Genomic DNA, 21,068 nt, shown 5'->3' with positions numbered 1-21,068 from the left:
CATCTTACTTATTCATATTTTTTAATAAATCTGCAAAAGGATTATTATTAAACTCCTCTGCTTCTTTTTTCATCTTCTTCATTATATTATTAACTGCTTTCTTATCTACCTTAGCATTTTTGTCAAATCTCTTCTCAAATTGGCTAGCCTTTTCTCTAAAATTACAGTTTTGTCCTGGGCATACATAGATCTTTCCATCTCCATGCCCTCTAAGCTCTAACCTCTTTTTACATTCTGGACATCTTGCATTAGTAAGTCTAGCTAAGTTTTCTCTATAACCGCATTCCCTATCTTGACACACTAGCATTCTTCCGTTTTTACCGTTAACTTCAAGCATATACTTTCCACAGTTAGGACATTTCTTTCCTGTTTGATTATCATGATGGAACTTAGTTGTTCCCTTCTTTACATCTTCTACTAATGAGGTAGCATATCCCTTCATGTTTTCTATAAATGCTTTATCATTTGCTTTTCCTTTTGATATATCCTCTAGGTCCTTTTCCCACTTAGCAGTAAGCAAAGGTGATTTTAATTCTTCAGGAACAAGTTCTATTAATTGTATTCCCTTAGATGTAGGATAAATATCCTTACCCCTCTTCTCTATTACAAAGGAATTAAATAGCTTTTCTATTATGTCTGCTCTAGTTGCAACTGTTCCAAGGCCACCAGTCTCCCCTAATGTCTTTGCCGCATCCTTCCCTACATTTATATACTTATGTGGATTTTCCATAGCAGATAATAAAGTACCTTCATTAAATCTTCCTGGAGGAGTTGTTTGTTTCTTTATAAGCTCTATCTTTCTTATATTTACTTTATCATTAACATTTAATGTAGGTAATTCTTGTGTTCCCTCTTCATCATCTAAATCTTCTCTTTGATATAGAGCTTTCCATCCCTTTTCTAAAGTTGTATTTCCTTTAGCTAAGAAAATCTCTCCATTTATGTTTACCTTTATTGTAGTTTGTTCATATTCATATGGTGGTAACATTACACTTAAGAATCTTTTTACAACTAAATTATATATGTTCTTCTCTTCTGAACTTAAAATTCCAAGGTTAAGCTTTTCCTCTGTAGGTATAATAGCATGGTGATCACTTACCTTTGAGTTATCTACGAAGCTTTTATTTCCCTTAACACCTTGTTTTAATAACCTATCCGCATATGCTCTATACTCTCCCACCGATATTCCCTTTAATCTATCTGGTATTGTAGGTAAAATATCAGATGAAATATATCTAGAGTCAGTTCTAGGATAAGTTAATAATTTGTAGTTTTCGTATAATCTTTGCATTATGTTAAGAGTTTGCTTTGCTGAATATCCCCAAATTCTATTAGCATCCCTTTGTAGTTCTGTTAAGTCATATAATGCTGGAGAGTATTTTTTCTTTCTACTCTTTGTAATATCTACTACTTCTCCTGTAGAGTTCTTAGTCTTATCTAAAATAGACTTAGCAACCTCTTCCTTGAAGATATTAGTATTTCCTTTAGGACTAAACCATGAAAGCGTAAACCTATCAGTTAAGGCTTTTAAATTGTAGTAATCCTCTGGTTTAAAGTTTTTAATCTCCTCTTCTCTATTTACTATCATAGCTAAGGTAGGTGATTGTACTCTTCCTGCTGATAATTGAGCATTGTATTTGCATGTTAAGGCTCTAGTTACATTTAAGCCTACTAGCCAGTCTGCCTCTGCTCTACAAACTGCTGCCTTATATAAATTGTCATACGCTCTACCATCTTTAAGATTCTTAAAACCATCCATTATTGCCTTATCTGTTTGAGAAGATATCCAAAGTCTTTTTATCTTCTTTCTAACACCAGACTTATCTATTATCCATCTTGCTACTAGCTCCCCTTCTCTTCCTGCATCAGTAGCAATTATAATTTCATCTACATCATTTCTAAGTAGTTGCTTTTTTACTTCATTGTATTGCTTACTTGTTTTCTTCAATACTGTAAGCTTCATTGGCTTAGGTAGCATTGGTAATGTCTCCATGCTCCACTTTTTATATTTATCTCCATAGCCTTCTGGATCCATTAGTCCTACTAAGTGACCTAATGCCCATGTTACTATGTATCCATTCCCTTCTATGTAACTGCCTTTATTATTTTTACATTTTAAAACTCTAGCAATTTCTCTTCCTACAGAAGGTTTTTCTGCTAGTACTATCTTTAAACTCATATGCTTCCTCCTAATTCATTGAAGTCTTTAACCTTCATTATAAACTAAAGAAAGGAAAAAATATATATAAAAGGCGGGGGAGATATTTATTTTGCTTGTTCCGTCGCTGCGCTCCAAGTCATATAAAAATAAATATCCCCCCCACTCCTACTAAAGGTAACCAAATAGTAAAAACAAGCAGCCATAATTATATGACTGCTTTATAACGGTCGTCCTCTAGAACTTTATTTAATAAATCTTGAGTTGAATTACTTTCATCATTAAGTAGAGATATAAATACCTCATTAGAATATCCAAATGCATAGGTAAAGTTATCACTATATTTAATAATAGTTGAGCTTTCCCTTCTCTTATCTATATTCCAAAATATAAGATGAGGTATATTTAAATTTGCACAGTTCCACTTTTCTTTAATTCTTTCAAATTCCTCTGCATTTATAAAGTAAGGAGTTTCCTTATTATTACCCCTAGAAAGCATTGAAATTTTACAACCTGGATCTATTACAAACAAGAGTCTCTTAGGAATGTGTTCTTCATTTATTCCGTGTTTGATAGCCGCAAAAAGTATTAAATCTAAAGCTGCCTCTACATTTATTTCATTACAAACTGAAGACTTCACTATTTCCTCTATCTTATCTTTTATGTTATCCATATCAATTTTTTTAAAGTTAGGTTTAGGCTTCATAGTAATTATGTGCTTCTTATACCTACCTCTATTTTCTCTTAGAAAATATAATATAGTACCTACTCCACCATATAGAGTATTTATATTCTTATTATTTATAAAATTCTTTGAAGATAGCCCTAATGATACTATTGTATCTCCTTTATATTCTTTTATATAACTTTTATAATCATACAAGGGTGAGGCATGTCCATTTCTTATGAAGTCCTCTACAAACATATAAGGGAAATTTTCGTCTATAAGGCTCTCTTTTAATCCTCCCCCTCTACATTCTAAGAATTGCTTATAGAGCTCTCTATATTCCTTATATCTACTATAATCATGTTTTAAAAATGCATTTTTATATTTATTTATAGATTTAAAGGTTATATTACCATACTGTATACTTTCCCAATTTCCTTTACTCATTGAACTTTCTACTATATTTAATTTTTTTCTAAGCTTAGATAGTGTTGTTCTATATTCCTTTGAAGACATATTAAGTAATAATCTTGTTTTCTTTCCTAACCTTCTTGATTCAGGGGAAGAAGTATTTTCAGATTTTAACCATTTTGCTAAGGTGCTTGGGGTTAAAGAATTTAAGTCCTTGTTTAAGGTATCTTTTATAAGTTTTATTGTTTCATTTTCAAGCTTAGTATCAAATAAGGAATACAAATCATCCCATCTACCATAGTGAGGTATTAAGGAAAGGTTTTCTTTAAGTATATAAGAGCCAATATTACCTAGAAAGTTTAAACATATCCTAAAAACTTTTCTCTCTCCAAGTCCCTTTTCCTTATCCCTAATAAAAAAGAGAATTTTAAGAGCCTTTTTCTCATCTTCCTCGTAAGCCTTATAAAACAACTCTATTATATCCTCTTCATTTATATCTCTAAGAAACATTCCCTTTGAAAAGAAGTTCAAGTTATGTATAGATGTATTATCTATATCTACTATTTCATTGTAATCTTCTTCAAGATCCTCATATAAATTTTCATCAATATTAATTATATCCTCTTTTAATTTATTAAATAATTCAAAGCTCATATAATCCCCCTTGAACACCACAAGACACATTATGCCCAGCTAATAAATTAACTGAGCATAAATAAGCTGTAAGTGTCTTTATTAAACAAGATACATATTTTATTAAGCTGTTAGTATCTTTACACTATCATGTATATGCAGTTTTTTCTTTAATAGTACATTTTAATGATTAAGTAAACTTAAGAATTTTTAACTTCTGTAATCCTCTTTATAAGACTTTCATCTATATACTCTGACTTTGAAAAGCCTTTTCTAAAATATCTTATTTGCTTGTATTTTACTCCATTCATTTGGAAGTCTAATATATCTATTCTATCTCCCTTAAAAACTATTGGTTCATTTTTACCCTTTACTTGTATCCTTAATTCCATATAAATTGTCTCCTATAATGATTTTGTATATTTACACTTTGGATAATTTGTACATCCATAGAAAAATCCATATTTTCCTTCTTTCTTTTGTAATCTACTATTACATAATGGACAGCTTTGATTCTTCTCTGTTAATTTTAATATATCTTTTCTATCTATTAATGTAACATTATTAGCCTTTGCTAAGTTTCTTGCATTTTCAGTAAAGCTACTATTCGTAATTACCATTGCTCTGTGAGCTTTATAGTACTTTATAGAAGCCACCGCTTGCTGTACTGCCTCTACCCCAACATTTTGATTCCATCTCTTAGCTTGAACTACAATCTTTTCTCTTCCTTTTTTAACAACAAGGTCTGCACCATAGTCACCTGTTTTTGGTGTTAAGTGAGTTTTATATCCTTCCTTCTTAAAGTGTAACTCTAAGAATTCTTCAAATTCTTCACCTGTCATCTTATCTACAATATTTATACTTGCATGATAAAATCTTTTATTTCTCCAACTTTTATACTTATGAAAAATAATTTCTACAACTAAAAACAATATAATTGCAAAATTTAATTTTAGCTTACCTACTAGTAATAATATACCTAAAATTAAGAAATAAATTAAATACAATAAAAATCTTGTTTGCTGCGTTCTGTTAAGTCTTTTCTTCAATTAAATCTCCTCTTTTCTGCCACGTCTACTACAAATAAATATCATATTGTAATACTTATTATATATTAAATTTTCACCCTTTTCTATTGTTTATAGACAAGGATAAAACTTAATTATTTAGGAATACTACTTTTAGAGACTTTTTTTAGGGAGGATGATATATTTGGCAACGCTTAAAAAGTTTAAACCCTATTTCTCTTCATTAGGGATTTTAGTGTTTATTGCTCCTATTTTTATGATTTTAGAGGTTTTATGTGAACTTATTCAACCTTATTTACTCCAAATAGTAATAGATAGAGGAATAAAAAATAATGATAAAGCTCTTATAGTAGAGTTAGGTGGATTAATGATATTCATAGCTATAGTTGGAGTTTTACTTGGAATTTTAAATACCTATAACTCTAGTAAAATATCAACTGTTTTTGCAATGAATCTTAGAGAAGGTACCTTTGATAAGATTCAAAGACTTTCTTTTAGAAATATTGATGAATTAAGTATTTCTAATCTTATTGTTGTATTAACTAATGATATTAATCAACTTCAAAACTTTGTTATGTCAGGTACTAGAATATTAATTAGATCCCCACTACTGTTTATTGGAAGTATAATTTTAGGTATTATAACAGCACCAAAATTATCTCCTATTTATTTAGTTATTATTTTAGCTATTTCTATTGTATTATTTCTTATTATCAAGAAATCTTATCCTTTGTTTTATGGTGCTCAACAAGGATTAGATGATATGAATACTACATTAAAAGAAAACTTTGATGGAATTATGGCAGTAAAGTCATTTGTTCAAGAAAATAATGAAAAGGAAAAGTTTAAAGGTAAAAGCTCAAATTTAGCAAAATTAAATACAAGTACCTCTAGAATTGTAGGCACTGTTTTACCTATATTTTTAGCAAGTATTAACCTAGGTATAGTTGCAATTTTATGGTTTGGTGGTAAATCAGCTATAAATAATGCTTTACCAATAGGCTCTTTAGTTGCATTTATAAATTACTTATCACAATTATTAGTTGCTCTTATAATAGCAAGTTTATTGTTTATGAATTTCACAAGAGCTATGGTTTCAGCAAAAAGAGTTGAAAACATAATGAATGCTACTAGTGATGTGGTGTTTATGAATACATCTAAGAATGCTGATGATATTAGAGGAGATATTATCTTTGAAAATGTCTCCTTTGATTATGATGAAACAGATGGATTTGAGGAATATGCCTTAAAAGATGTTAATCTTCATATTAAAGAAGGAGAATTTGTAGGCATTATAGGTGCCACTGGCTCTGGTAAATCCACTTTAGTAAATTTAATACCAAGATTCTATGATCCTACATCAGGGAAAGTGCTTTTAGATGGTGTGGATATAAGAAATTACAATGAGGCTACCCTTAGAAAGAATATATCTATTGTACTTCAAAGTGCTACTCTATTCTCTGGAACTGTAAAATCAAATATAGTTCAAGGAGACTTAGATGCTGTGGAAGATGATATAACAAGAGCAGCAAAAATTGCACAAGCAAAAGAGTTCATTGATAGATTACCTGAAAATTATGAATCTATTGTATATCAAAGAGGTAATAATTTATCTGGTGGTCAAAAGCAAAGAATCTCAATTGCTAGAGGGTTAGTTGGTAACCCTAAGGTACTAATTCTAGATGATTCAACATCTGCCCTTGATGCCAAGTCTGAAAGCTTAGTTAAGAGAGCTTTAAACAGAGAATTGAAGAATACTACTACCATAATGGTTGCACAAAAGATATCTTCTATAATTGATGCTGATAAGATAGTTCTTATTGACCAAGGACAAATACTTGCAGTAGGAAGCCATGAAGAATTAATGAATACTAGCGTTCATTATAAAAACATATATAATACACAACTTGGAGAGGAGGCTTAGTATATATGAATAACAGAGGATTAAAGTTCATATTATCATATTTAAAAGAACATAAAACTAAGCTTATAATTATAGGCTTTTCTATAATTGTTTATACCCTAACTAAGCTTATAGGTCCTTTCCTAATGGGATATATAATAGATAATTATATAACTATACCTAATGTTGACGGTTTACTTAAGTGGGTAGTTATTTTATTTTGTGTATATGCGCTATCATCACTAGCAGGATGGTTCCAAAACTATATAAATGCTGATGTAGCAGCACAAACTGTAAATAAAATTAGAACTGACCTATTTAACAAAATAGAAACCTTATCACTAAGATTTTTTGATTCCACTCCACACGGTGAGTTATTAAGTAGATTTACTAATGATATAGACAATATTGGTATAACCCTATCTAACAGTATAATCGAGCTAACTTCTAACTTGATTCAATTAGTTGGAGTACTAATATTTATGCTTGTATTAAATATTAGATTAGCAGTAATAACTTTAGTTGCTACACCATTTCTAGCTATAATAGTAACCTTGTTAATTAAAAGAACTAGAAGGTTATATGGAGAGCAGCAAGGAAAGCTTGGAGATCTTAATGCCTATATAGAAGAAGAGATTTCAGGCCTTAAGGTAGTTAAAGCTTATGGGCTAGAAAATGAGGTTGTTAAAAGATTTCATGAAAAGAATAAAAGCTTTAAAGATACTGCAATAAAAGCGCAGTTTACTTCTTATTTAATGATTCCTCTTATGAATGGATTATCTAATGTAACATTAGTTTTAATTATAGTAGCTGGTTCTATGCTTACCTTAAAGGGTGATGCAAGTATTGGACTTATAGTTACATTTATAAACTTTGCTAGATTATTCTTTCAACCAATAAACCAAATGTCTAATCTTTATAATCAATTAGGATTAGCCTTCACTGGAGCTGAAAGAGTTATGGATATTCTTAATGAGGAACCTGATATAAAAAATACTCCTGATGCAAAGGAAATAGATGTTTTAAATGGATATGTAAATATGAAAGATGTATCCTTCTCTTATAATGATGATAAAACTATTCTTAAAAAAATAAATATTGAAGCCTTTAAAGGTGAAAAGATTGCAATTGTAGGACCTACAGGATCAGGTAAAACAACTATTATTAATCTTTTAAATAGGTTTTATGATACCAAAGAGGGCGAGATATATTTTGATGATTTAAAGATAAAAGATATAAACTTCTACTCCTTAAGAAAAAGAATAGGTATTGTTCTTCAAAATACTATTCTTTTTAGTGGAACAATTAAAGAAAATCTTCTATTTGGAAAAGAAGATGCTACTGATAATGAAATTGAAACTGCTTGTATTAAAGCCAATATACATGATTACATAATTAGTTTACCTAAAGGATATGATACAGAAATAACAAGTGATAGTAACGTATTTAGCAAAGGACAAAAGCAACTTCTTTCCATTGCTAGAACTATCTTAGCTAACCCCGATATATTAATACTAGATGAGGCTACAAGCAATGTAGATATGATTACAGAACAAAAGCTTCAACAGGCCATGAATACCATGATGGAAGGAAGAACATCCTTTGTCATAGCACATAGATTAAAAACTATAATTAATTCTGACAAGATTGTTGTAATAAAGGATGGTAAGGTAGTTGAAGAAGGAACACATAAAGATTTACTATCTTTAAAGGGTTTCTATAATGAACTATATCAAAATCAATTCTCCTCATTAAAGGGAATTGTAAATGAATAAAAAGCTAAAGTAGATTGTAATAATACATCTGATTTATAGCAAATTAAAATTTTATATTTTCCTAAATATTAAAATAAAACTCTAGCAATTTTTTTGCTAGAGTTTTTATAACTAACTAAATATCTTAGCCCATATTCCTTTTTTCTTCTTTGTTTCCTTCTCTGGCTTCTTTCTTTCAACTGTAAATGAAGTATCTTTTTTCTTAATTATTTCTAAATGCTTTTCTATTGATTTATTAAGTTTTTCAACCTCAAATTTCTTAAAGTTGAATTCACTCTTTATGTTATATAGATCATTCTCTATAGTAACGCATTTTTTCAATGCATTTATGTTATCTTTACTCATTTCATAAGCTTCAACTAATATCTCACAATACTTCTTAACTTCTTTAGCATATGCAGTATAGTCTTCTGGACTCTTATCAACCATTTCATCCCAACTATGCTTAATAGCTGTATAGTTAGAGAATATCATCTCTGTTAAAAGGTTAGATATATTTAACGAAACAGCATGTTTGTCAACTACATTACCTTTAAGATAATTCATTGTTTCTATAGCACCTATGATAGAATAAAACTTCTGTAACGCTATATTCATAAAGTCATTTGATGAACTTTCTGTTACCTCTTTAATAACCTTATTGGTGATATCTACAAATCTATCAGTTATAGTATTATTGGTTTGTACTAAAGCTGTAGTAGAATTATCTTCCTCTATGTCAAAGTTTGCAAAGAAAGAATTATCATTGGTAACAATGATATTATCACCTTCTATATCTTTTGAAGTAACGGTTGAATTATTATTCATCGCTTGTCCAACTATGGTATCTTTATTAACTTTCTTTATCTTTGAGGCCTCAATTTTTGATGTATTTCTATCTATCATCATTCTTAAAACTTCAATATTATAGTTATCTAAACCAAGTTTTATTCTATTAGTTATCATAACCTCGATTATATTATTAGTTTCTTTTAAGGATTTTATATTCTTAGGATCGATATCCCAGCAATAGTCAAATACTTTAATACAAAGATTAAGCTGTTCTACTATTATAGATAGCTTTACCTTATCTTCAAAGTTAGTAACTTTAAGTAGTTCTAATAATTTACGACTTCTTATAACTATTTGCTTGGTAACTTTAACCGATATATATTTTCTAATATCTTGAACATCTATAATATTTCCATATAAATAATTTGCCGTTTCTATAGAAGTAATTAAAGATATTGAATGCTCTATAAAGTCTTCAACAGAATCTTCATTAAAATTTCCTTGAAACTCTTTAATCATCTCACTAGCTTGCTCCATGGCAGTTTTAGTAAGATTATTTTGAGCAACCTTAATAAGTACAGAAATATCAGGTCCTTGAGCTTCCATTATTACATTTTGCATTTTTTTAAAGTCTTCTAATAACTTCTTGCTTTTATCCAGGTATTCCTTCGTTACATTATTATTAGTAGTTACTGCAACAAGTTCAGAACTACTCTCTATATTCCCATTTATACCATTATTCTCTTTCATAGTCGCTACACACCCCATAAATAAACAATTATTCCCAAACTCCTACTACAATTATAACCTATCTAGAATTAATTTCCAATTGTTTTTTCGAAATAATTATAACTTATTATTATTCTTATATTCCTCAATTCTTTGAGCTAGATCCTCCAAATACTCGTATCTTTCATATTTATATAGGAGTTCTTCTTCTAATTTCTCCTTTTCTGTCATAAGCTCTTGTAGCTTTGAGTAACTTGCTGAATTTTCTTGCATTAATTTATCTACATTTGCTATTTCATTTTCTAGGTTTTCTATTACAGAAGAAATTTCTTCATATTCTTTTTGTTCCTTAAAACTAAATTTTGGTCTTGAATCTCTTTCTCTTACTCTTTGAGCATTTTCTTTTCTTTCTTTTTTAACTTCTGTTCCCTTATTAGCCTTCTTTAATTCGACTTTAATACTATAATCGCTGTAGTTACCATTATAAGGTTCAATCTTCCCTTTTCCTTCATATGCAAATATCTTATTACACACTCTATCTAAGAAGTATCTATCATGGGAAACAACAACAACTACACCAATATAGCTATCTAAAAAGTCTTCTAATATATTAAGTGTATTAATATCTAAATCATTTGTAGGCTCATCTAGTAGAAGAACATTTGGAGCTTCCATTAAAACTCTTAAAAGATGAAGTCTTCTTCTTTCTCCACCAGATAACTTTTCTATTTTTGTATACTGCATAGTTCCATCAAACAGGAATCTTTCACACATTGTAGATGCAGTTATTTTTGTTCCATCTGCAACAGGGATATACTCTCCCCCTTCTTTAACATAATCTATTACTCTTAAATTAGGGTCCATATGGGAGTCATCCTGAGAAAAGCATCCTATCTTTACTGTTTCTCCAACTTCTATTTCTCCACTATCAGGCTTTATAGATCCCTTAAGCATATTAATTAGTGTAGTTTTTCCAGCTCCATTATTACCTATAATACCTATTCTATCCTCCTTAGTGAAGATATAGCTAAAATCATGTATTAGTTCTTTATTATCAAAGCCTTTATTTATATGGTTAATTTCAATTATCTTCTTACCTAATCTAGTTCCTACAAAAGACATTTCTACATCTGTTTCTCTTTTTACATATTCCTGATTAACTAAGTCATCAAACCTTTGTAATCTTGCTTTTTGTTTTGTAGTTCTAGCCTTAGCACCTCTTTTTACCCATTTTAACTCTTTTTTAATTAGAGATTGTCTCTTTTCCTCTTGAGCCTCTTCTATTTCAATTCTTTCCATCTTTTTCTCTAGGAAAGCAGTGTAGTTACCTTCATATGTATATAAATTTCCTCTATCAAGCTCTACTATCCTATTACTCACTCTATCAAGGAAGTACCTATCATGGGTAATCATAATTAATGCACCCTTTCTAGAATTTAAATATTCTTCTAGCCACTCTATAGAATCTGAATCTAAATGGTTTGTAGGCTCATCTAATACCAGCAAATCGCAAGGAGTAATAAGAGCAGAAGCAAGGGCAACCCTCTTCTTTTGTCCTCCAGATAGATTTTTTATCTTTTCCTCATATTTAGTTATTCCAAGTTTATTTAATATGCTTTTAGCTTCGCTTTCAAGTTCCCATAGATTTAATCCATCAATTTCACCTTGAAGCTTTATTAGCCTTTCATTAAGTTCATCAAAATTAGAAGGAGAAGAATTTAGGCTTTCAAGGGTTTCTTCATAATCTCTTAAAAGCTTCATTTCTTTACTTTCCCCCTTAAAGATTTGCTCTAATACAGTTGCATCCTCTTGAAAATCTTGGCTTTGAGAAAGAAACTCTATTCTAACATTTTTCCCCTTAGTAACACTTCCATCAAAGAATTCATCTTTTCCTGTTACTATTTTTAAAAGTGTTGACTTACCAGCACCATTAATACCTATAATACCTATCTTATCCCCATCATTTATACCAAGTGAAACATTGTTTAATAATGTTTTTTCACTATAACTTTTACTTATATTTTCTAGTGTAATTAAATTCATATATATTCTCCTCTTTATGTAACCTTTATATATTCATATACTAGCATAAGTTTCAAAAATAATGAAGAATTAAAAAGAAGCACTACTGTAATAGCAGTGCTTTCTACTTAATTAAATTCTATTTCCTTTGAAAATACATCTATATATTTATAATAAGGGTCCTTTTCATATACCTTACCTAAATATTCCTTTGCTTCATCATCCCTATCTGTATAATAGCATGCTTCTCCATAGTAGTAACAATACTCTAAGGCATCCCCCTTAATTTCATCTAGGTCAATTTTCACTTTACTTAGTGAATCATATGCAAGTTCATATTCCTCAGCTTCACAGGCTGCATAGCCTAAAGTAGTTAATCTTTCATTTTCAAGATACTCATTACCTTCATATGTAATCATAGTTAAATACTTAATAGCTTCTTTATAGTTTTCAGTATGATAATAGCATCTTCCTAAAACATAGGTTAAGCTTGGATCTTTTACCTTATCTACTCCACCTCTTTTTAAATATGTTAAAGCGTTAGTATAGTCCTTTTCATCAAAATATAAGCACCCTAAGAAAAAGTATGCCTCTTTGTTATCTTTTCTATAATATACAGCATTGTTTAAGGCATCCTTTGCCTTCTTTGCATCCCCTTTTGAGTAAAGAGTTAAAGCATAGTTATAAAATAATGCTGAATTATTGTCAGGGTCATTTTTAAATTTAATTGTAAAGGCAATTCCAACTAAGATTATTGCTATTCCAAGCCTCCAATCTAAGAAGAACGCACCTATACCTAATACGAAAAGATAAGTAGTCCATGTCCCCTTTACCTTTTGTAATTTTAGCTTATATGTGTTACTTTCCAAAATTATATCCCCCAATCCCTTTTAAACTTACTATAATTATACAGTACTATGAACTATTACTCAAATGCCGAAGAAAAAGTATTTCCTAGTCTTTTAAATGCAATTTCTTTATAGGTTTTCTTATTATTAATATCTATAATAGTTTTATAAATATTTGGACATCCTTCCTCTCTCCAGCGCTTCATATATCTTGCATCAGCTTCAGTTCTGTAATAATACTTTTCGTCATAATCATCAGAAAACTCCAAGAAAAAGTCTAATGAATCCTTATGTATTTCATACTCCTTAGTATCTAACTTATTTATAATTGGTAGAAAAAATCTTATTGGAACCTTATAGTTATACTCTCCCTTTAGAGATCTACCTTCCATTAAAGCCCTCTTAAGAAATGACTTATCCTTTAAATCTTCTTCTGTAACCCTTAGTTTTAAAATTGGTTCATTTCTTTTATTCTTTTCTAATTTTATTGCTATCATTTGTGCCACCTTCTATTTAAAGTCATACTATGCATTTTACAAGAAAGTATATTATTTTACAAGATGAGTATCCTAAGATTATGAGGTGGGAATATGAATATTAGTACTGATTATAATAAAAATGTAAATTATTTAAAAGATGAAATAGGCTTTGGTAAGTCTTTTGATGTTTTATATAGGGAATTAAATCTTAAGGGAAGGCATATTAGCTTGTTCTTTTTAGATGGATTCGTTAAGGATGAATCACTTCAAGCCTTAATACAAAGCTTCTGTGTATATAAAGAAGATAATATAGCAAAAGCAAAGACTGCAGAAGAAATTATTACAACATGTATTAGTGCCATTGAAGTTTCAGAGGAAGAGGATTTTGGAAATGTAATTAAAGCTCTCCTTTCTGGTCAAACTGCAATGTTTGTAGAAAATTTAGATAAGTGTATAATGATTGATCTTAGAACTTATCCTGCAAGAGGACCAGAGGAACCAGATAAGGAAAAGGTTTTACGTGGAGCTAGAGATGGTTTTGTTGAAACTATAGTATTTAATAGTGCCTTAATAAGAAGAAGGATAAGAGATCCTAAATTAAGATTTGAGATGGTTTCTGTAGGAAGAGAATCTAAAACAGATGTAGCTATTGCCTTTATAGAAGATAGAGTAACAAAGGAGGCATTAGAAACTGTAAAAAAACAATTAGCTGAAATAGAAGTTGACGCCTTAACTTTAGGTGATCAAAGTTTAGTTGAATGTATTAACAAAAGGTCTTGGTATAATCCTTTTCCAAAGGTTAGATATACTGAGAGACCTGATGTAACTGCCGCCCATATTTTAGAAGGAAAAATAGCACTTTTAGTTGATAATAATCCTTCTGCTATGCTTCTTCCTACTAGTGTGTTTGATTTCTTAGAGGATGTTGATGATTATTATTCTCCAATATTAACAGGTAATTATTTAAGACTTCTTAGAAATGCTATTTTACTTATGACCTTATTTATTACACCATTTTACTTATTGATAACTGAATATCCTGAAACCTTGCCAGAGCATCTTAAGTTTTTAATACCTACCGATCCATATTATATACCAATCTTTTGGCAGTTTTTATTATTGGAATTTGCCATTGATGGATTAAGGTTAGCGTCATTAAATACTCCTAACTCCTTAGGAATGTCCTTATCTGTTGTAGGTGCATTAATTCTAGGTGATTTTTCAATTAAAACAGGATGGTTTTTACCACAAACTATTCTTTATATGGCTATTGTTTCTTTAGCTACATTTACCCAGCAATCTGTTGAATTGGGGTTTGCAATCAAGTTTTTTAGAATGCTTCTATTAATATTAACTTCCTTTTGGGGACTTAAAGGTTTTGGTGGAGGTTTAATTATAGGCTTTATCATGTTAGCTTCTACAAGAACTTTTACAGGAGAACCATATTTATATCCTTTGATACCTTTTAACGGAAGAGCTTTAATGCATTTATTATTTAGAACTAGCATTAAAAGTGCGAAAAGAAAGGTTTAGGATAAAAAAGATAAGAGAGAGAAGAAGGATAAGAAGGATAATTGGGATAAGAGAGATAATAGTGGTAAGAAGGTACAAGGTACTAGGTAAGAGTAGTAGGGGTAAAAGAGATAATTAGGATAAGAGAGAGAAAAAAGATAAAATAAATAAGAATGATAATATGAACGAGGAAGAGTAGTTGCTTTTGCAATTTCTCTTCTTTATTGGTTTATATGCCATAGTGGATAATAATATTCAACATCTATACAGAAAATCCTTTCCAGAATTTCTAGCTTTAATCTTAGTTGCTTGGAAAAATTAAAAATAACTCAGCTCCCTGAGCTGAGTTATTACAAAATCTCTCTTAACTATTTTGTATTAATTAATTTCTAATTCAACAGGACAGTGATCTGATCCAAAGATATCTGTATGAATCTTAGCACTAACTAATCTATCCTTTAAGGATTCTGATGTTACAAAGTAGTCAATTCTCCATCCTGCATTTTTTTCTCTTGCCTTAAATCTGTATGACCACCAAGAATATATTCCTTCTTGATCTGGATAGAAGAATCTAAAAGTATCTATAAATCCTGAACTTAACAACTCAGTAAACTTATTTCTTTCTTCATCAGTAAATCCAGCATTTTTTCTATTAGTTTTAGGATTTTTTAAGTCGATTTCTTTATGAGCAACATTTAAATCACCACAAACTATTACTGGTTTATTGTTTTCTAATGCTTTTAGGTATTCTCTAAAAGCATCTTCCCATGTCATTCTGTAATCAAGTCTTGCTAATTCAGTTTGAGAATTTGGAGTATAAACTGTAATTACGTAATAATCAGGGAATTCAAGAGTTATAACTCTTCCTTCTTTGTCATGCTCTTCTATACCAATTCCATAGGCTACACTTAAAGGTTCTTCCTTTGTGAAAATTGCAGTACCTGAATAACCTTTCTTTTCTGCATAGTTCCAATATTGATGATATCCAGGTAAATCTAAATCTATTTGACCTGCTTGTAACTTAGTTTCTTGAAGACAGAATATATCTGCATCTAATTCATTAAATATATCTAGGAACCCTTTGCCGACAATAGCTCTTAAACCGTTAACGTTCCATGAAATCATTTTTTTCATTCGTCTACCTCCATTGGTTTTATATTATAAAAAGAGTATAACACAAAGATTGTTAATGGTTAATAGAAATCTCCAACAGCCAACTCGTAAATAATTTTTATAAATATTTAAATAAAGATATAAATATATAAAGGTTTAAAGATATATTTGTATATTTATATAAATATACAAATATATCTTTATGCTATTTTTATTTTCTCATATCCATTAAGTTAATCCATTGTCCCATTTTCTAAAGCAAAATAAAAAAGAAACACCAGCAAAAAGTGGCGTTTCCTTCTCATCTTTATTATCTCTTTTAGTTTTTAAATGAATGTATTGGCGCAGGTATTCTTCCACCTCTTTTAATGAAGTCTTCTGAAGAATTTGAGTTTACCTTCATTACTGGAGCAGTACCTAAAAGTCCTCCAAACTCAACCATATCTCCAACTTCACATCCCGGAGCAGGAATTATTCTAACAGCTGTTGTTTTATTATTAATAACACCAATGGCTGCTTCATCAGCTATCATTGCAGCTATTGTAGATGAGGGAGTATCACCTGGAACTGCAATCATATCTAATCCAACTGAACATACACATGTCATAGCTTCAAGCTTTTCTAAGTTTAGTGAACCATTAACAACTGCATCTATCATACCTGCATCTTCCGATACTGGTATGAAAGCACCACTTAATCCACCAACGTGACTACATGCCATAACTCCTCCCTTTTTAACTGCATCATTAAGCATTGCAAGGGCAGCTGTAGTACCATGAGTACCTACAGTTTCAAGTCCCATCTCTTCCAATATATGAGCAACAGAGTCACCGATAGCTGGAGTAGGTGCTAAAGAAAGGTCAACTATTCCAAAAGGAACATTTAATCTCTTAGAAGCTTCCTGTGCTACCAACTCTCCCATTCTTGTTATTTTAAATGCTGTTTTCTTAATTGTTTCTGCAAGTACATCAAAGGATTCTCCTCTAACCTTTTCAATTGCTCTTTGAACAACTCCAGGACCACTTACACCAACATTTATAACCTTATCTGCTTCTCCAACACCATGGAAAGCACCAGCCATAAATGGGTTATCTTCAACTGCATTAGCAAATACAACTAATTTAGCACATCCAAATCCCTTAGTTTCCTTAGTAAGCTCTGCTGCTTCCTTTATTACATCTCCCATGTCCCTTACTGCATCCATATTGATACCACACTTTGATGAACCAACATTAACAGATGAACATACCTTCTTTGTAACAGCTAAAGCTTCTGGAATCGACTTAATTAAAATTCTATCACCTTTAGTATATCCCTTTTGAACAAGTGCAGAGAATCCACCTATAAAATCTATACCTAGAGTTTCTGCTGCTTTATCTAAAGTTTTTGCAAACTCAACATAGTTTTCCTCATCAGTAGCTCCTGCAATGATTGAAATAGGAGTAACTGAAACTCTTTTATTAACTATTGGAATGCCAAACTCTTCTTCTATTTGGTTTGCTACCTTTACTAAATCCTTGGCAGAAGAGACTATTTTGTTATATATCTTTTCCCTAGCTTTATTCCCATCTGGATCAATACAGTCCAATAAAGATATACCCATAGTTATTGTTCTAATATCTAGTTTTTCCTCTTCTATCATCTTTATTGTTTCTAAAATATTTTGAGAATTAATATTTGTATTCATTATGTAGCCCCCTAATTATAGTGTATGCATTGAATTAAAGATCTCTTCTCTTTGTATCTTTACATCAACCTTTAGTTCTTCACCCTTTTTTAGAAGACTTTTTCTTACTTCATCAAAGGAAGCATTTGCATTAGATCCATCTAAAATCATTATCATTGTAAAATACCCATCCATTATTGTTTGAGTAACATTTAAAATATTCATATTACACTTTTGTAATTCACAGCTTATTCCTGCTATAATTCCTACCTGATCTTTACCTATTACTGTTAATATTGATTTCATATAATCAGCTCCTAAATTCTATAATAATTCTTTTCTAAGTTCTGCAGGTGTCTTTGATGAAAGATATCCAAATGGTACATCAAATACAGTTAAAGCACCCTTCTTACCTTCTTTAGCCATCTTAGATATAGCTCTAGCATATGCAACTAAAACACTTGAAGTAAATTCTGGATTACTTCCTAGCTCTAGTGAAAATTCAATTCTTTGCTTAGTTCCTTCTCCAGTTTCCCCTGTTCTTATAACAAATCCACCATGTGGCATACCTGAATGGTCTCTTTTAAGCTCTTCTTCAGTTATAAAGTGAACAGTTGTATCATAATCAGAGAAGTAATTTGGCATATTCTTTATTTCTTCCTCAATTTTTGTTTTATCTGCTCCTTCTTCTGCTACAACAAAACATTCTCTTAAATGCTTTTCTCTAGTTGTAAGGTCTGGATTTTCGCCACTTCTTACCCTTTCTAGGGCAGCTTCTATCGGAATTGTATATTGTATTCCATTTTTAACCCCTTGGATTCTTCTAATTGCATCTGAATGACCTTGACTTACACCTTTTCCCCAGAAGGTATAATCCTTGCCATTAGGTAAAACAGCATTACCTAAAAGTCTATTTAATGAGAATAATCCTGGGTCCCAACCTACAGATATTATGCTTAAATTTCCAGAAGCAGAACTAACTTCATTCATCTTTTCAAAATAAGCTGGTATTTTAGCATGTGTATCAAAGCTATCTACAGTATTGAACATCTCAGCAACCATTGGCCCTTGTTCTACTAAATCTGTTGCAGAACCACCACAAAGAATCATTACATCAATCTCATCTTTAAAGTCACCAATTTTAGAGATATGAACCATTAAATTATCATTTTCTGATACTTTGCTTACTTCTCTTCTTGTAAAAATCGCTTCAAGTTCCATATCTGGATTTTGATTTATAGCCTTCCTAACACCCTTTCCTAAGTTTCCATATCCAACTATTCCTACTCTTATTTTGTTTTCCATTTTAACAGCCCCTTTAAAATAATGTTTATTTGTGCTTATTTTACCATAATTTAAGGTTATTATAAATCATTTGGTAAATAAAATGTTGAATTTAATAAATATATAAATGTAAAGTTTTACAAATCAAAAAAGGAGAAATTGAATGCTTTTCAACTTCTCCTTTATAGACATATACTTATTGGAACTACTATTATAGAAACGCCTTCACATTTTAGTCTTGGCATTTTAGGCATTAATATACCATTACTGGTTAATTGATCACAAAAAGGGCAACAGTTTTTTAAAAAATTCTCATAATAATCATGTTGTGCAGTTTTTCTTAAAAGACTTATGCATTTACCATTAGGTGCAACATTTATAACTTTACCGTATACTGTGCAAGGACAATCAACCTTATCATAAATATAGGAACTATTGTTCATAAAGAAATTATTATTAACATTAAGAACAACTGGAGTATCTCCACACTGTAATATTAAATCTTGAGTTGAATTTTTATTTAGAATTTCACTTAAATGGCTAAGTAGATGATTCATATTTTTAAAATTCAAGTTTCCATTAAAGCTTTTAGGCATCATGTTATCAAGATTATCACTTCCAAAACAATCGAAAATAGTTAACACAGAATCAAGATAAGAATTAATTGATTCCGAGGTTAAATTACCATGAATTTGTATATAATCTCCGGGAAATACATCCCCTTCATTTATTGTTGTATCATAAAATGATTTTAATCTATTTGAAGATTTTAATTGAGTTATAAGCTCTCCATGAAGATTAAATGTGGTAAATACACGTTTTAACTCTTCTTCTCTTCTAACAAACTCTCTATTCTCAATTCCCGCGTTATTAGTACGAGTGTTTTCACAATGTTCTGCAGAAGTTATATTACTTCCTTTAAATCCTTCTCTTTCATCATTACTTTTTCTATCTTCATCAAAACAATGGTCTCTTAAATCAATTCCTGCTTTTCCTGATAGGGTTAAATCCTGAATAATTCTTGATGTTCTAATTTCTATATATCCATTAAGTACAAATGAGGACATGTTACGAACAAGGTCCTCATCTAAATACATTAAAAGTGCTAAATCTAATAAATCATCCATTAATTCACGTCCTCAAAGGATTGTTTCATATTAGTCTATTAATACTAATATAATTTTATGCCATTTTTATCCTTTTTAGAAACATATGGATTATCATTATAATAAAATCTATATAAAAAATCTTTTGCTTCTTCTGCATAATCTATTCCTATTCTCTTACTTTTTATTATATCTCCTGTTTTTGCTTCTTCTATTTGAAATAAAGCTTTCAATTCATTATCAAGTTCACAAATAAATAAATCACCTTCAAATAATAATATATTATTTAACCTTTTATCTATATCAAGAGCCATGCATAGCTTTGAAGGTCCTGAGGTTAAATTTAATTTTTGCTTTTTATCCAATTCATTAAAATTCTTTTTATATCTCATATTAGCTATGTAATCCAATCCTATTAAAGGCTCAACGGCACGTATTAACACTCCTTGAGGTTCACCTTCCCTCTCAGTTATTGCATTTAAACAGTTATACATTCCATATATTCTATAGACATAGGAAGTACCTGCCCTTCCATACATAGGTAGTACCCTTTCAGTCTTTCTTCCACCATATACATGAGCAGCTTTATCAGTAACCCCAGTATAAGCTTCTGTTTCAACTATTTTACCTCCAACTAATTGGCCATTTATATTATGGATTAAATATTTTCCTAGTAAATCTACAGCGACATCTAAGGTTCTTCTCCCATAAAATTTTTCATTTAAAATAATCATAGTGTCACCTCCGTTAAGTTATAGTATAACCTAAACATAAAAAGAAACCCAAATTAAAACTTGAGTTTCTTTACATAATCTATTTTTTTGTCATTCTTTTATATCTTCTTGCTTTCATCATTAAATCCATCATATCTTCTCCCATTTCCATAAGAAGATTTGCTTTTCTGGCAGCCTTTTTCATCATAGTTTTCATATTTCTTTTAGCTTTCATAACTAAGACCTCCTA

The 21,068-nt window shown here is 30.2% G+C and carries 18 protein-coding genes; 3 read left to right on the top strand and 15 right to left on the bottom strand.

Annotation, left to right across the window (positions count from 1 at the left end):
• Nucleotides 1-4 precede the first annotated feature (4 nt).
• The 4 genes from I4V16_RS05525 to I4V16_RS05510 all read right to left on the bottom strand — a co-directional run bounded on the left by I4V16_RS05525 (nucleotide 5) and on the right by I4V16_RS05510 (nucleotide 4,918).
• Nucleotides 5-2,179: a DNA topoisomerase III gene (locus tag I4V16_RS05525; protein ID WP_111937678.1), complete on the bottom strand. Its 2,175-nt coding sequence runs from the start codon at nucleotides 2,177-2,179 to the stop codon at nucleotides 5-7.
• 187 nt (nucleotides 2,180-2,366) lie between these two features.
• Nucleotides 2,367-3,890 (bottom strand): DUF2828 family protein, encoded by a 1,524-nt coding sequence (locus I4V16_RS05520; protein ID WP_049177015.1) that lies wholly within the window; start codon nucleotides 3,888-3,890, stop codon nucleotides 2,367-2,369.
• 179 nt (nucleotides 3,891-4,069) lie between these two features.
• Complete coding sequence (locus tag I4V16_RS05515) at nucleotides 4,070-4,261, bottom strand: hypothetical protein (protein WP_099330127.1); 192 nt, start codon at nucleotides 4,259-4,261, stop codon at nucleotides 4,070-4,072.
• Between the two features lie 12 nt (nucleotides 4,262-4,273).
• Nucleotides 4,274-4,918, bottom strand: a complete 645-nt coding sequence (locus I4V16_RS05510) for a restriction endonuclease (RefSeq protein WP_049177017.1) — start codon at nucleotides 4,916-4,918, stop codon at nucleotides 4,274-4,276.
• 163 nt (nucleotides 4,919-5,081) lie between these two features.
• On the opposite strand from I4V16_RS05510, the gene I4V16_RS05505 reads away from it, so the two are divergent.
• Complete coding sequence (locus I4V16_RS05505; protein ID WP_195631401.1) at nucleotides 5,082-6,821, top strand: ABC transporter ATP-binding protein; 1,740 nt, start codon at nucleotides 5,082-5,084, stop codon at nucleotides 6,819-6,821.
• A gap of 5 nt (nucleotides 6,822-6,826) precedes the next feature.
• A complete protein-coding gene (locus I4V16_RS05500) occupies nucleotides 6,827-8,575 on the top strand; it encodes an ABC transporter ATP-binding protein (RefSeq protein ID WP_195616977.1) in 1,749 nt (582 codons plus the stop codon).
• 111 nt (nucleotides 8,576-8,686) lie between these two features.
• Here the strand turns inward: I4V16_RS05500 and I4V16_RS05495 are convergent, their stop codons facing one another.
• From I4V16_RS05495 to I4V16_RS05480, 4 genes are all read right to left on the bottom strand, one after another.
• On the bottom strand, nucleotides 8,687-10,114 hold the full coding sequence (locus I4V16_RS05495; RefSeq protein WP_207745410.1) for a hypothetical protein: 1,428 nt from the start codon (nucleotides 10,112-10,114) through the stop codon (nucleotides 8,687-8,689).
• A 78-nt stretch (nucleotides 10,115-10,192) separates the two neighbouring features.
• Nucleotides 10,193-12,118: an ABC-F family ATP-binding cassette domain-containing protein gene (locus tag I4V16_RS05490; protein ID WP_195966553.1), complete on the bottom strand. Its 1,926-nt coding sequence runs from the start codon at nucleotides 12,116-12,118 to the stop codon at nucleotides 10,193-10,195.
• Between the two features lie 107 nt (nucleotides 12,119-12,225).
• Complete coding sequence (locus I4V16_RS05485) at nucleotides 12,226-12,966, bottom strand: CDC27 family protein (protein ID WP_049177022.1); 741 nt, start codon at nucleotides 12,964-12,966, stop codon at nucleotides 12,226-12,228.
• 56 nt (nucleotides 12,967-13,022) lie between these two features.
• Nucleotides 13,023-13,442 (bottom strand): hypothetical protein, encoded by a 420-nt coding sequence (locus I4V16_RS05480; RefSeq protein ID WP_049177023.1) that lies wholly within the window; start codon nucleotides 13,440-13,442, stop codon nucleotides 13,023-13,025.
• Between the two features lie 93 nt (nucleotides 13,443-13,535).
• Between I4V16_RS05480 and I4V16_RS05475 the strand changes: the two genes are divergently transcribed.
• The gene (locus tag I4V16_RS05475; protein ID WP_099330131.1) at nucleotides 13,536-14,957 is read left to right on the top strand and encodes a spore germination protein; all 1,422 of its coding nucleotides are present in this window, start codon (nucleotides 13,536-13,538) and stop codon (nucleotides 14,955-14,957) included.
• Between the two features lie 357 nt (nucleotides 14,958-15,314).
• Here the strand turns inward: I4V16_RS05475 and I4V16_RS05470 are convergent, their stop codons facing one another.
• From I4V16_RS05470 to I4V16_RS17580, 7 genes are all read right to left on the bottom strand, one after another.
• Entirely contained in the window at nucleotides 15,315-16,070 is a 756-nt protein-coding gene (locus tag I4V16_RS05470) for an exodeoxyribonuclease III (protein ID WP_049177025.1), read from the bottom strand.
• A 298-nt stretch (nucleotides 16,071-16,368) separates the two neighbouring features.
• Nucleotides 16,369-17,724 (bottom strand): PFL family protein, encoded by a 1,356-nt coding sequence (locus I4V16_RS05465; RefSeq protein ID WP_099330137.1) that lies wholly within the window; start codon nucleotides 17,722-17,724, stop codon nucleotides 16,369-16,371.
• Nucleotides 17,725-17,751: 27 nt separating this feature from the next.
• Nucleotides 17,752-18,021, bottom strand: coding sequence for an ACT domain-containing protein (locus tag I4V16_RS05460; RefSeq protein WP_049177026.1), 270 nt, complete (start codon nucleotides 18,019-18,021; stop codon nucleotides 17,752-17,754).
• A gap of 18 nt (nucleotides 18,022-18,039) precedes the next feature.
• Nucleotides 18,040-19,020 carry a diaminopimelate dehydrogenase gene (locus tag I4V16_RS05455; RefSeq protein ID WP_049177027.1) on the bottom strand — a complete coding sequence of 327 codons (981 nt, stop codon included), beginning with the start codon at nucleotides 19,018-19,020 and terminating at the stop codon, nucleotides 18,040-18,042.
• Nucleotides 19,021-19,181: 161 nt separating this feature from the next.
• Nucleotides 19,182-20,126 (bottom strand): hypothetical protein, encoded by a 945-nt coding sequence (locus I4V16_RS05450; protein ID WP_049177028.1) that lies wholly within the window; start codon nucleotides 20,124-20,126, stop codon nucleotides 19,182-19,184.
• A gap of 44 nt (nucleotides 20,127-20,170) precedes the next feature.
• Nucleotides 20,171-20,839 (bottom strand): DNA-3-methyladenine glycosylase, encoded by a 669-nt coding sequence (locus I4V16_RS05445; RefSeq protein ID WP_099330133.1) that lies wholly within the window; start codon nucleotides 20,837-20,839, stop codon nucleotides 20,171-20,173.
• 79 nt (nucleotides 20,840-20,918) lie between these two features.
• A complete protein-coding gene (locus tag I4V16_RS17580) occupies nucleotides 20,919-21,053 on the bottom strand; it encodes a hypothetical protein (protein ID WP_271805723.1) in 135 nt (44 codons plus the stop codon).
• Nucleotides 21,054-21,068: the final 15 nt, after the last annotated feature.

It is taken from the genome of Clostridium sp. 1001283B150210_160208_E6 (assembly GCF_015669365.1).
GTDB lineage: Bacteria > Bacillota > Clostridia > Clostridiales > Clostridiaceae > Clostridium > Clostridium paraputrificum.
This window is presented reverse-complemented; position numbering and strand designations above follow the sequence as displayed.

Excerpts from the sequence above, each read along its gene's own strand:
- I4V16_RS05525 (WP_111937678.1), bottom strand. The coding sequence starts at position 2,179 with ATGAGTTTAAAGATAGTACTAGCAGAAAAACCTTCTGTAGGAAGAGAA.
- I4V16_RS05520 (WP_049177015.1), bottom strand. The coding sequence starts at position 3,890 with ATGAGCTTTGAATTATTTAATAAATTAAAAGAGGATATAATTAATATT.
- I4V16_RS05515 (WP_099330127.1), bottom strand. The coding sequence starts at position 4,261 with ATGGAATTAAGGATACAAGTAAAGGGTAAAAATGAACCAATAGTTTTT.
- I4V16_RS05500 (WP_195616977.1), top strand. The coding sequence starts at position 6,827 with ATGAATAACAGAGGATTAAAGTTCATATTATCATATTTAAAAGAACAT.
- I4V16_RS05495 (WP_207745410.1), bottom strand. The coding sequence starts at position 10,114 with ATGGGGTGTGTAGCGACTATGAAAGAGAATAATGGTATAAATGGGAAT.
- I4V16_RS05490 (WP_195966553.1), bottom strand. The coding sequence starts at position 12,118 with ATGAATTTAATTACACTAGAAAATATAAGTAAAAGTTATAGTGAAAAA.
- I4V16_RS05480 (WP_049177023.1), bottom strand. The coding sequence starts at position 13,442 with ATGATAGCAATAAAATTAGAAAAGAATAAAAGAAATGAACCAATTTTA.
- I4V16_RS05475 (WP_099330131.1), top strand. The coding sequence starts at position 13,536 with ATGAATATTAGTACTGATTATAATAAAAATGTAAATTATTTAAAAGAT.
- I4V16_RS05470 (WP_049177025.1), bottom strand. The coding sequence starts at position 16,070 with ATGAAAAAAATGATTTCATGGAACGTTAACGGTTTAAGAGCTATTGTC.
- I4V16_RS05460 (WP_049177026.1), bottom strand. The coding sequence starts at position 18,021 with ATGAAATCAATATTAACAGTAATAGGTAAAGATCAGGTAGGAATTATA.
- I4V16_RS05455 (WP_049177027.1), bottom strand. The coding sequence starts at position 19,020 with ATGGAAAACAAAATAAGAGTAGGAATAGTTGGATATGGAAACTTAGGA.
- I4V16_RS05450 (WP_049177028.1), bottom strand. The coding sequence starts at position 20,126 with ATGGATGATTTATTAGATTTAGCACTTTTAATGTATTTAGATGAGGAC.
- I4V16_RS05445 (WP_099330133.1), bottom strand. The coding sequence starts at position 20,839 with ATGATTATTTTAAATGAAAAATTTTATGGGAGAAGAACCTTAGATGTC.
- I4V16_RS17580 (WP_271805723.1), bottom strand. The coding sequence starts at position 21,053 with ATGAAAGCTAAAAGAAATATGAAAACTATGATGAAAAAGGCTGCCAGA.